This window comes from Caballeronia concitans (assembly GCF_001544615.1).
GTDB lineage: Bacteria > Pseudomonadota > Gammaproteobacteria > Burkholderiales > Burkholderiaceae > Caballeronia > Caballeronia concitans.
This window is the reverse complement of sequence record NZ_FCNV02000007.1, coordinates 178487-190094: the sequence shown is the minus strand read 5'-3', so window position 1 is coordinate 190094 and position 11608 is coordinate 178487. Positions and strand designations below refer to the sequence as shown.

At 60.0% G+C, this 11608-nt stretch carries 7 protein-coding genes; 3 read left to right on the top strand and 4 right to left on the bottom strand.

Annotated features, from left to right (window positions below; all coding sequences use genetic code 11):
- Nucleotides 1–26: 26 nt before the first annotated feature.
- Complete coding sequence (locus AWB72_RS17695) at nucleotides 27–2417, bottom strand: aldehyde dehydrogenase family protein (protein ID WP_040049168.1); 2391 nt, start codon at nucleotides 2415–2417, stop codon at nucleotides 27–29.
- Nucleotides 2418–2441: 24 nt separating this feature from the next.
- A complete protein-coding gene (gene deoC, locus AWB72_RS17690) occupies nucleotides 2442–3449 on the bottom strand; it encodes a deoxyribose-phosphate aldolase (protein WP_040049256.1) in 1008 nt (335 codons plus the stop codon).
- A 454-nt stretch (nucleotides 3450–3903) separates the two neighbouring features.
- Here deoC and AWB72_RS17685 point away from each other — a divergent pair, with 454 nt between their 5' ends.
- Nucleotides 3904–5829 carry an AAA family ATPase gene (locus AWB72_RS17685; protein WP_040049167.1) on the top strand — a complete coding sequence of 642 codons (1926 nt, stop codon included), beginning with the start codon at nucleotides 3904–3906 and terminating at the stop codon, nucleotides 5827–5829.
- 72 nt (nucleotides 5830–5901) lie between these two features.
- Here the strand turns inward: AWB72_RS17685 and AWB72_RS17680 are convergent, their stop codons facing one another.
- Together AWB72_RS17680 and AWB72_RS28570 are read right to left on the bottom strand one after the other, a co-directional pair.
- A complete protein-coding gene (locus tag AWB72_RS17680) occupies nucleotides 5902–7032 on the bottom strand; it encodes a DSD1 family PLP-dependent enzyme (RefSeq protein WP_040049166.1) in 1131 nt (376 codons plus the stop codon).
- 151 nt (nucleotides 7033–7183) lie between these two features.
- Nucleotides 7184–8107, bottom strand: coding sequence for a hypothetical protein (locus tag AWB72_RS28570; protein ID WP_143754639.1), 924 nt, complete (start codon nucleotides 8105–8107; stop codon nucleotides 7184–7186).
- An 835-nt stretch (nucleotides 8108–8942) separates the two neighbouring features.
- Here AWB72_RS28570 and AWB72_RS17675 point away from each other — a divergent pair.
- Nucleotides 8943–10136, top strand: coding sequence for a glycosyltransferase (locus AWB72_RS17675; protein WP_040049165.1), 1194 nt, complete (start codon nucleotides 8943–8945; stop codon nucleotides 10134–10136).
- Between the two features lie 111 nt (nucleotides 10137–10247).
- The gene (locus AWB72_RS17670) at nucleotides 10248–11603 is read left to right on the top strand and encodes a hypothetical protein (RefSeq protein WP_040049164.1); all 1356 of its coding nucleotides are present in this window, start codon (nucleotides 10248–10250) and stop codon (nucleotides 11601–11603) included.
- Nucleotides 11604–11608: the final 5 nt, after the last annotated feature.

Genomic DNA, 11608 nt, shown 5'->3' with positions numbered 1-11608 from the left:
TTAAACTCTCTGATTCAATGCCTCGATCAATCTCCGTAAGGCACCCAGATATTCTTCACCTGCACTGCCTGACGCAAGAACGGCAAGCCTTCACTCGATGCATCGTGCCAGTCGTACACGCGGCCCTGATCGACGAACGTGCGCTTGAGGTTGCCGACCGACTCGCGCTCGACCATAGCCGAGAGCGCGAGACCGTGGAAGCACCATAGCGCATCGACGTCGTCGTGTCTCGCAAGCGTATGCGCCAGCGTACGCGCGTCGCCAGTGACGATGTTGAGCGCTCCGCCCGGCACGTCCGACGTTTCCGCCACCTGATAGAAGTCGGTCGCCATCAGCGGACACGTCTCGCTTGGCACGACGACCACGCGATTTCCCAGCGCAAGCGCGGGCGCGACCAACGAGACGAATCCAAGCAGCGGCGCTTCATCGGGACATACGATACCCACCACGCCAAGCGGTTCATGCATTGCAAGCGCCACGCCATGCAGAGGCGGTGCATGCACCGCGCCGTCGAACTTGTCGGCCCATGCCGCATACGTGAAGAAACGCGCGATCGATGCGTCCACTTCCCGCTTCGCATCGCGCTCGTTACAGCCGGCGCGCAGAGTGAGTTGTCGAGTGAATTCATCGGCACGCGCACTCAGATTTTCCGCCAGGTAATACAGCACTTGCGCGCGATTATGCGCAGTCGCGGCCGACCATTTCGTCATGCCGCGCGCCGCGGTCACCGCATCGCGAATGTCCTTGCGACTGCCATCGCCTACTTCTCCGACGATCACGCCCGACGGCGCGCGCACGATCCGCGAATAGCCGCTATCGGGACGCGTCTGCTTGCCGCCGATATAAAGCTTCGCGGTGCGGTCGATCGCACTGACATTGCCGCCATCCGTGAGTGAGTCCAACTGCGGGGAAAGCGTTTTCGATTCATCGCGTACCGGCAGCTTGGACCAGGCGCGCGGCTTGAGATATTCGTAAATGCCCTCGCGTCCGCCTTCCCGGCCGAACCCGGACTCGCGATAACCGCCGAAACCCACGGCTGCGTCGAAGAGATTCGTCGCATTGATCCATACGACACCGCATTGCAGGCGCGGCGCGACATCCAGCGCCCGGCTGATGTTCTCGCTCCATACGCTCGCCGCAAGCCCATAGCGCGTATTGTTCGCGAGGGCGACGGCTTCTTCCGGCGTGCGGAAACTCATCGTCACCAGAACGGGCCCGAAGATTTCTTCTTGCGCGAGCGTGGAAGCGGGCGCAACGTTGGTCACGAGCGTCGGAGGGAAGAAAGCGCCGCCTTCGGGCAGTGTGAGACGCGACGGCTGATGAATCGCACAGCCTTCGCTTCGTCCTCTTTCGACGAGTGCGCGAATGCGTTCGAGCTGCACGTCATCGACAATCGCGCTCATGTCGATGCTCTTGTCGAGCGAATGCCCCACACGCAGCGTTTCCATGCGGCGCTTGAGCTTGTCGACGAACTGCGTTTCGATGCCTTCCTGCACGAGCAGGCGCGAACCCGCGCAACATACCTGGCCTTGATTGAACCAGATTGCATCGACCACGCCTTCGACAGCGGAATCGATATCGGCATCGTCGAATACGATGAACGGCGACTTGCCGCCGAGTTCCAGCGTGAGTGACTTGCCCGATCCGGCCGTCGTCGCGCGAATATGGCGGCCGACTTCCGTCGATCCCGTGAACGCGATCTTCGCGACGCGTGGATGCTCGACCAACGCAGCGCCCGTGCGGCCATCGCCGGTCACGACGTTGAGCACGCCCTTCGGCAAGCCCGCGCGATGCGCAAGCTCCGCAAAAAGCAGTGCCGTCAGCGACGTATACTCCGCGGGCTTAAGCACGACGCAATTGCCGAGCGCGAGCGCGGGCGCAATCTTCCACGCGAGCATCAATAGCGGGAAATTCCAGGGCACGATCTGCCCGATCACACCGAGCGGCGCCCAGTCCGCGAACTCGCGGTCCTGCAACTGCGCCCATCCCGCGTGATGCAGAAAGTGCCTTGAAACAAGGGGTATATCGATATCGCGCGACTCGCGGATCGGCTTGCCGTTGTCGAGCGATTCGAGCACGGCAAAGAGACGGCTATGCCTTTGCACCATCCGCGACAAAGCATAAAGATGCCGTGCTCGGCCTGCGCCGCCCAAGCCTTGCCAGGATTCGAGCGCATCGTGAGCGGCCTGCACGGCTGCGTCGACATCCGCGCCCGCGCCCTGAGCAATCGATGCAAGCACGCGGCCTGTCGCCGGTTCGCGCGAATCGAATCGCTCATCATCGACGCCCGCTCGCCACGCGCCATTGATGAAGTGACCGAAGCGGCCGGCGTGTTCGTCGAGCCATGCGTGCACGGCGCTATCGTCTTCCGGTGCGGGTCCGTATTCCATCGAAGAAAAATATTCGGCTACGCTCATGAGGCTTTATGTGTAAGTGCTTGGTCAAGCAACCGGATGACGATTGAACGCCGAATAGCGCCCGCTTACGTGATGCTCGAGTTGCCGCTCGATATCGGCAAGAAGACTGGAAGCGCCGATGCGAAAGAGATCGGCTTCGAGCCACGCGCGCCCCAGTTCTTCCTTCATGAGGATCTGGTACTGAAGCACTGACTTGGCGCTGGACACACCGCCCGCCGGTTTGAAACCGACTGCGACGCCCGTGCGCGCGAGATATTCGCGAATCATGCGCAACATCACGAGCGACACGTCGAGCGTTGCGTTGACGCTTTCCTTCCCCGTCGATGTCTTGATGAAATCCGCGCCGGCCATCATGCAAATCATCGACGCCTTGGCGATATTGGATAACGTGCGAATGTCGCCGGTGCCGAGAATTGCCTTGACGTGCGCATCGCCGCAAGCCGCGCGAAAGTCGCGCATTTCGCTATACAGCGCTTGCCAGTTTCCCGTCAGCACATGCTCGCGCGTGACGACGATATCGATTTCCTTTGCGCCGTCCGCCACCGAAGCCTCGATTTCCTTGAGCTTGAGCGAATGCGGATTGAGGCCGGCGGGAAAACCAGTAGAGACGGCCGCGACCGGAATGCCGCTGCCTTCCAGCGCATCGACTGCGGTCTTGACGAAGCGGTGATACACACAGACCGCGCCTGTCGTAATGGGTTGACCCGACATGCCGAGTGCGTCCAGCAGATCGTCGCGCAAAGGACGGCGTGCTTTAGCGCAGAGCCGTTCGACGCGCGCGGCGGTGTCATCGCCACTAAGCGTAGTGAGATCGATACAGGTAATGGCTTTGAGCAGCCACGCTGCTTGCGCGTCTTTCTTGACGGCGCGCCGCGTGCCGAGCGTGGACGTCCTTCGCGATACAGCCGATTGATTCACCCGCAGGCCTTCGAGCCATGCGAGATCGAACGGCACGCCGGGATTGCGCGCGCTTGTGTGAGCCTGCGCCTTGCCGGGCCACGCGACGACGGACTTCGAGACGGTTTCCACCATGAGATCGAGTGAGTTGTGCGCTTGCGCGATGCACAACAGGTTTTGATAGATTGATCTCAGTTTATAGCAGTGTTGTTACGATCGTAACATAGGGAAAATGCGGAGACGCCATCGATATGTGCCGAGAGTACTACTCTTCATAGAGGCGGCATTCTTTACCGCGTGGAGCATAAATTAATGCTGTGATATCCTCGGAAACGCTTTAAAGAAAACGCTTGAATAGACGAGACGCGAGTAGGAATTACCGCTTTCGTTCAAGATCAAGAAGGTGCGCCGCTTGCCGTTAAGAGAATGGCAAGCAACACTGACTGCTCTTTAGCGGTTCAAGGTCAATCGTCAAGCCGCGCGCGGCGGGCATCCCACCACCGAAGCAATACCCCCGACACACTTCGGACCTCACGCTCCGACCATACATTAACGGCCGCGCCTGGCGGAACCGTTCAGGATTTGCCTGATGAAACCGGTAAGGAATTTTTTGCGGTCACGCGTTGGCCGCTTCATTGCATATGGCGTGACCACTGTCGCGCTTGCCGCTGCGGCTGGCGCGTTTATCTGGCGTCACAACGCAACGCTCTCACAGCACGAGGCGCAGGCTTTGCCGGGCGTCGCGAAAGAAATGCGTGCGGATGCCGCGCCGTGGACGCATCGCGAGAAAGACGTCTCCGAGTTGATGACCGATATTCGCGCTCACGACGTCAGCGCAATCGGCGTGAGCCGTGATGCGATTCTCGTGTCCACGCAACACGGTGAGAAATACTACGTCGCCGACCATAACGGCTCCTTTTCCAATGCGCTCTTGATCGGTGATTTGAAGTCGGGTGCGAACGCTCCGTATCAATTGGTCTGGCTGCCGGACGCGAACGTGCAGACCGGCATGGCGCGCTGGGCCGACAACTTCGATCGCCTGCGCGACGTCCTGAGCATATTGCTGCCGGTGCTGATGGTCGGCGGTCTCTTGTGGTTCATGCGACGCGAGATGCGCGGCGGCGCGCAGCTGCTCACCAAGTCTCCGACGATGCGCTTCGACGATGTGATCGGCGCGGGCGAGGCAAAGGCCGCTCTCACGGATGTGCGTGCATGGCTCACCGAACCCGCGCAATTCACCGGCATGGGCGTGCGCGCGCCGTGCGGCATTCTGATGACGGGCGGTCCCGGCGTCGGCAAGACGCGTCTTGCTCAGGCGCTCGCCGGCGAGTGCGGCGCGAACTTCATCGCGATCACGGGTAGTTATTTCAGCGCGAAGTATTACGGTGTCGGCATTCAAAAAGTAAAGCATCTGTTCGAACTGGCGCGCAAGAATGCGCCGACGGTGATATTCATCGACGAAGCCGATGGCCTCGGCAAGCGCACGGATAGCGGCGGCGGTCCCGTTGAGGCCGAGAGCAACCGCATCATCAATCAGCTGCTTGCCGAGATGGATGGCTTCGCGTCGAACGAAGGCGTGATCATCGTGGCGGCGACGAATCATCCGGACAATCTCGACGAAGCGCTGCGTCGTCCGGGCCGCTTCGATCGAACCATTCAGGTGCGTCTGCCGGATATCGAAGACCGCGAAAAGATCCTGCGCTTCTATGCGGCGAGCCTGAAGACGAAGAGCGGCGACATCGACTTCACGCAACTCGCGCGCCTCACCACCGGTCTTTCGCCGGCCACGCTTGCGATGATCGCCAATCAGGCGGGACTCGTTGCGCGCAAGGCAGGCGAGAAGGAAGTCGCGGCCGGGCATTTCGTCGAGGCGATCAAGATTGCGCGCATCGGCGATATCAACGGTGCAGAGCGCGCCTTGTCCGACGACGAACGCACACGCATTGCCATTCACGAAGCCGGCCACGGGCTCGTGGCGGCATTGCTCAATACGGGCGTGCTCGAAGAAGTCACGATCCTGCCGCGCGGCGGTGCATTGGGTGTCGCGCTCATCACGAAGACGCAGGACAAGCATCTTTATCGCGAGACGGAGATGCGCAATGAGATTCAAGTGCTGCTCGGCGGGCGCAATGCGGAATTGCTGATGTTCAACGAAGCATCGAGCGGTGCTGCTCAAGACTTGCAGGAAGCGTCGCGTATCGGGCTGGATATGGTGTCGAAGTTCGGCTTCAATACCGAGGGCAATCTCTTCAGTCTTGCCGCGTTGCCGCAACAGGTCGCAGGTCTGCAATTGAAGACGGCGATCGCGCATGCGAACGAGCTTCTGCACGATCTCAACGACGCCTGTTTCTCGTTGCTCAAGGCGAACGAACCGGTGTTGCGCGCCATTGCCGATCAATTGCTGGAATCCGAAACGGTGCCGGGCGAAACCGTCTATCGCCTGATTCGCGAGCATGCGGCGGCCGTGAAAGCCATCGTGGACATCGACAAGATCGATGAAGCGCTCGCAGCCTGAAACGCATTCGACGAGGCCGCCGGAAGCCTTGAAACAGGCATCCGGCGGCAAATTCATTTCAGTAAGTTTCGCTTACCAGCCATAGAATCGCGGCCACGTCTCGACCGAATCATCCTCTGCTATGGCGTGATATTCGGGATGCTGCGCCCCCGTGGCGCAAGCGTGATTCGGCACGATGCGAAGACGCGCGCCGATGGGAAACTTCGCCGCGATCTCCGTATCTATCGAGCCGGCTCGCGACACGATGCCGTGCTCCTGATTCGCGCCGCTCATCACGTAGTCGCCGAGCACCTCTCCCTCTTCGCTGCATACGAGGCCATAACCGAAATCGCGTGACTGGCGCTGTGTGCCGCGATCACGGCTCATTGCCATCCAGCCCGCATCGACGATAGCCCAGCCTTTCTCCTCTTGATGACCGATGACCGTCGTCAGCACCGAAAGCGCGATGTCTTCGATCCCGCACACGCCCACGTTGTGCATGACGAGATCGAAGAGGACATACACTCCGGCCCTGACTTCGGTCACGCCTTCGAGATGCTGCGCGGAAAGCGCGGTGGGCGTCGAACCAATGCTCACGACCGGACACGGAAGCCCTGCCTCTCTAAGCCGCTCTGCCGCACGAACCGTCAGAGCGCGCTCCTGTTCCGCGATCTGTTCTAGCGCTTCCTTCGTGTCGTATTCATAGCTGGAGCCTGCGTGCGCGAGGACACCACCCAAGGTCATGTCACCGTCCACAAGCGCGCGGCCGATTTCAACAAGCAAGTCATCTTCGACCTGAACGCCGGACCGGTGGCCATCCACATCGACCTCGATCCACACTTCGAAGCGCTCGCCGTGCATCTGACCGTAGCTCGAAATTGCAAGCGCCGCTTGCAGGCTGTCGACGATGATCTTCAGGTCGCAACCCTTGCGTCGCAAGGCCAGTGCTTGCGGCAGCTTGGTGGGAACCATGCCGACCGCATAGAGAATGTCGCGAATGCCTGCATCGAAGAACTGCTCCGCTTCCTTGAGCGTCGAGACAGTAATGCCCCGCGCGCCGGCTTCAATTTGCGCGGCGACCACCTTGCTGCATTTCGTCGTCTTCACATGAGGGCGGAATGTCACGCCTAGCCCGTTGAGTTTCGACTGCATGCGCTCGATGTTATGGCGCATCCGGCGCACGTCAATAAGTGCAGCCGGCGTGTTGAGGGTCGGGATACTCATGCTTCTTCTCTTTTGGCGTTTCAGATAGAAGCACTATAAAGGCAATGCGCGTGCTGCACCGCGCTGCCGCCGGCGATAACCGCATGCGTGGAATCGGAGATGACGCCGATGATCCGACGATTCCCACTCGTTTATTCCGTTATGCTAACTATTAATGCGCTTCACCGCGCCCCTTGTTTGAAGTTGTTGCACGAGGGTGCGGAACGGTGCGACTGGTGTCTTCGTGTAAGGCGGCGGCATATGGTTCCGGGCTGGTACTGGGCGTCCAGCTGCCCGCCGATGTCATCGCGGGATTGACTACAGGCGGCAGGACAGTCGGACTTTGCGTATAACTGGCTTCCAGCTTTTTCTCCCGCGAAGCCGTGCGCTGCGGCTTCTTGTCCATTAGCGATCCCCGGCTCGCCGCTTTCTTTTTACATGCGTCCCCTTTTCCTGAGCACGCGTTCGACTTGGAGGCGACGGTCGGTTTGCTCTTGCCTACTGACGGTGTTACCCGTTGCTTCTCTTCAACGCGCACGGTGCGTTGGGCATTCGTCGATGGTCGCGCATTCATCAGACGATCTCGTTTAGCCTCGTCCGCCTTCATTGGTCGCTCTTCACGCGAATCGATAGCCTTCCCCACGCCCTTATTTGCGCGCGGATCGCACCAAAGCATGTCGAGACCGAGCGCCGCGGCAGGCGTTACACTGCAAGGGGTCATTTGCGCGGACCCTGGCACGATAAAAGCTACCCGTTGTAGCGATGTCTCGAAGGCGAGCAAGCGGTTCGGCGCAAATCGACTGGATTCGCTACCTTCTTTCGTCTTCGTCGCTGGCCGTTCGTTTGTTCGATCTGCCGGCGAGATCGGTGCAGCGAGTCCCACGGTGCCTACGGCACTCACTCCAGTGTGCTGCGATCGGGCGCCGTTGTTCAATGTGGCGTGCATCAACGCGTAAGCACCAGCAACGAAACAAACGCTCACCGCGAGTAAGATCGCGCGGTTTGGCCTGGGCGACAGCACGCGAGCCAGTGCAAGGAATGAAGGGCTGCTCGCCTCCATCGTCGGAGCGCGACGATCCGGTTCGTAGCCTTCCATTTGTGCGCCGTGTCCGCTGCTGGACGACTCGCGCAACACGGCTGCCGATTCGTCGGCCCTCGTTAGCGTTGCACCGTGGCGATCCGCGCCGCAGTATGGGCATGCGATGTCATCCGCCGGAGAGATGCTTTGACAGCGAGGGCAGATGACTGAGTAAAGCGACCGCAACTCATCGTGCTGGTCCATGGTCATACCCGATCGAATGAGTGCCGTCCGCAACGCGCAGTGCACCGATGTGGCGCTTGATACACGTTCGGCGGGCAGTTTGCCGCTAGAGGCAGCGTCGCCTCGACAAAGAGTCGACCCTCCGGCACGAATGCTTCAGAGAGTCTAGTAACAATGTCGACGCGAAAGCCTGGCCTGATGTCAACGGTTCAAACGATGATTACAACCGACGTTAGCATACCGATGCACCGTTATGTACCCGAAAAAACGCTTTCGAACAACAATATCGATAGCCCTGCGAACGATCGTTCAAGCGTTTTACGCAGGAAGAATGTAAGCTGAACACAAGTGCGTCGCCTGTAAGCGACGCGCCGGTCCGCCAGACACGAAGGGCTGCGCATCTAGATGGCCCCATTAACGAACCGGCACCGCGTTTAGCGCTTTCTGCCCCGCTCCGAGGCGATGGCGGCTCACGTGAGACTTCCTTGAAATCCTTTACTTATGATATTAAGCCGCTTGCGGGCAAGCCCTTGGTAAAGCGCCCTTCGACGATGTTTCCTGGACATCGGCGGCAAGCCGTCACTAAACTTTTGATGCTGGAACGAGTTCGTTTATGTCGACACGAAGGCCGTAAAGACGCGCTCCAACGCGCGCAACAAGGGAGGACGTCGTGAAGGTGGGAATCTATTGCGACTCCGGCATCAACGGCGGCCACGAAGAAATGCTCAAGCGCTTCTTGCTCGCACTCGTTCAGAGTGCGGACATCGAGGCGCTGCATGTCTTCGTCCCCCGAGACAACGCGGCGCTCTTTCGATTTGTAGCCGAGCTTGCGAGCGAACATCGCAAAGTACAGACGATTGCCCTTCCCTTTACCGCCGAGTCCATACGCGGAAATCTCTTTGCATTGTTGCGCATGGCCCGATTCACTGCGTCCATTCTTCGCAAGCTGCAGCTGCATAGGCTGTTGATCGCGCAAGGCACCATCGTCTCGGGGCTCGCGGGCCTGTTTGCCGCGCGCTTGTCCGGCACGCGAAGCATCAGCTATCTGCCGCTCGTTGACGACCGCCCCAAGAGCGCTCGTCTGAGCGACAAAGCAAAGTGGCTTGCCAAGCGTGGCGTGTATCGCATGCCGAATGAGTTCATCACGCTCAACGAGCATTTGCGCGCCAAGTTGCGCATGTTCGCACCACATGCGCGCACGATGATCCTCGAGAATTGCGTCGATCACCGCTTCGGGCGCACGATGCTCACGCGAGCCGAAGCGCGCGCGTCGCTCGGCTTGCCCGATGACGGCACGACGATCATCACGCACATAGGGCGGATCGATTTCGAACAGAAGCGCCACGACTTCCTGCTGGAATCGATCGAACGTCACCCAGGTGCGTTCAGGCGCAGCATCGTGTTGATTATCGGCGAAGGGCCGGACGCGGCGCGCCTCGCCGCGATGGTCGAAGCAAGCCCGGTGCTGTCGGAGTGCGTTCGCATACTGGGCAAGAAGAACGATGTGCTTCCGTATATCGCAGCAAGCGATACGCTCGTGCTTCCCTCCGCATTCGAAGGTGTGCCGCTCGTGATGATCGAATCGATACTCGCCGAGCGTCCGATTGTCGTCGCGCGCGTTTCAGGACTCGATGCTTATTTGCCGCAAGCACTGCTCTTTCCCTCGGGCGATCACGACGCATTCGTGGAACGCATCTTTGCCGCTCGCGATGTGCCGGTTGCCTTGCTCGCGCAGGAATTCCGCCGCCGCTTCTCGCGAGAAGTATTCGATGCGCAGGCGCAGCGCGTCATCACGCGTCCTGCTCCTTACGCTGACGCATTCGATTCCGCGTCAGCGCCCAGTCCCGATGTGCTGAAGAAGTGACGCCGGCATTCAAGTGCCGCCTTGCAAGAGCTTTCGGTGCGAACGTCGATCGTAGTCAAACCCATTGATTTGACCTACTATGTACCCTCTTAAATCCAAGAGCCCCATCTCATGAGCCGAGTCGTTATCCTCAGTCTCGCGTCGTTGAGCGATGACGACAAAGAAGACGTCGCATTGCCTGCGGAAGTCAAGAGCGAACGGGGATCGGTAGTCGAGCGCGTCATCATATCCACGAAGCACGCAACCACGGTCGAATTGCCGGACGACGCGAACGGTGGCGGGAGAGCATCGGAAAGCATGGGCCGGCCAGGTTCGAGCGGCTTATCGGCGGTGGTCGTCAAGGTGTCGACGATGAACGGTCCGAACATCACGCGCCGCATTCCGTTCGTGGGACGCTTCGCTCAACATACCATCGACCTCGTTCCCGACGACATTCCCGAATGGCTCACGTGGGCCGCCGCGCATGTGGATCTCGCGGAAGCATCACGCGTGTCGTTCGATGAGACGCCTGCTTATCAGGTATGGGGACAACTATGGGCGCCGCGATTCGGAACGTGGCGCCCCGTCGAGCTCGTTATCCATCAGCACCGATCGTGCGCTTATGCCGAACAATTCGAAGTGGACACGCGCGAGCCGTGTCTCTTTCAGATTGGCGGACCCGAGCTTCCGCCGTGCTTCGTATCGCTTCCGGCGGGTCACGTGAAGGTTCTTCTTACGCCGAACATGCATGCCGAAGGACAAGAGTATCCATTGAGCGTCGTTGTTTCCCGCGCATCGGAAGGTCCGCGCAGTGCATTGCTCTCGCTTCTCGCGATGAATGAAATGGTGCAGGCGCCGCGCCTCGCCGAAGAACTCACTAACGGCTTCGACTGGAATAGCGTGCGTGACGATCCGCTCATCGCATGTGCGCTCGCTCATGTCGCCATCCGGCTTCGAGCGCGAGACAGGTTCACGCTTGCCGATGCCGTGAATCTGTTTCAGACCGCGCGCGGATCGCCTGATGCGGCCATCCTGCTCGCCAATCGTGAGCTTGCCGATACGCCGGCCGATCTGCCGCGTGTTCTTCGCCTGCTCGATGTCGGCATCGGACGCACGCTGCCGGTGCTCGCGCAATCGCTGACCGCAGCCGCGGCCGCGCTCGAGACGCTACGAAGGCATGCGGACCAGATCGATCAGAAATTGCTGGCGACGTTGTTGGAGAAGTCGCGCATGTATACCCGCGCCAGGGCGAACGCGGGTCCGTTTCTCAGCTTCTACGGAAAGGCGCCGTATATTGCCAGTGAACTGGAGCGCCATGAGAATGCGCACGCGCCATCCAAGGTTCATGTGCCGATGGCTGCACGCACCATCGGACGAGCGCTTGCGGCTATCGCGTCAGGCTTCAGGACGATTGCCGCCACGTCCCTCATCGACACCGAGAAGAACGCGGCGCATGCGCAAGCCAAGCGATTCGATACGGTCAACTAATCATC

What these genes read in the sequence shown, in the direction of transcription:
- AWB72_RS17680 (WP_040049166.1), bottom strand. Translation starts at nt 7,032, where the DNA reads ATGAGTATCCCGACCCTCAACACGCCGGCTGCACTTATTGACGTGCGC.
- AWB72_RS17695 (WP_040049168.1), bottom strand. Translation starts at nt 2,417, where the DNA reads ATGAGCGTAGCCGAATATTTTTCTTCGATGGAATACGGACCCGCACCG.
- AWB72_RS17685 (WP_040049167.1), top strand. Translation starts at nt 3,904, where the DNA reads ATGAAACCGGTAAGGAATTTTTTGCGGTCACGCGTTGGCCGCTTCATT.
- AWB72_RS17670 (WP_040049164.1), top strand. Translation starts at nt 10,248, where the DNA reads ATGAGCCGAGTCGTTATCCTCAGTCTCGCGTCGTTGAGCGATGACGAC.
- AWB72_RS28570 (WP_143754639.1), bottom strand. Translation starts at nt 8,107, where the DNA reads ATGGAAGGCTACGAACCGGATCGTCGCGCTCCGACGATGGAGGCGAGC.
- deoC (WP_040049256.1), bottom strand. Translation starts at nt 3,449, where the DNA reads ATGGTGGAAACCGTCTCGAAGTCCGTCGTCGCGTGGCCCGGCAAGGCG.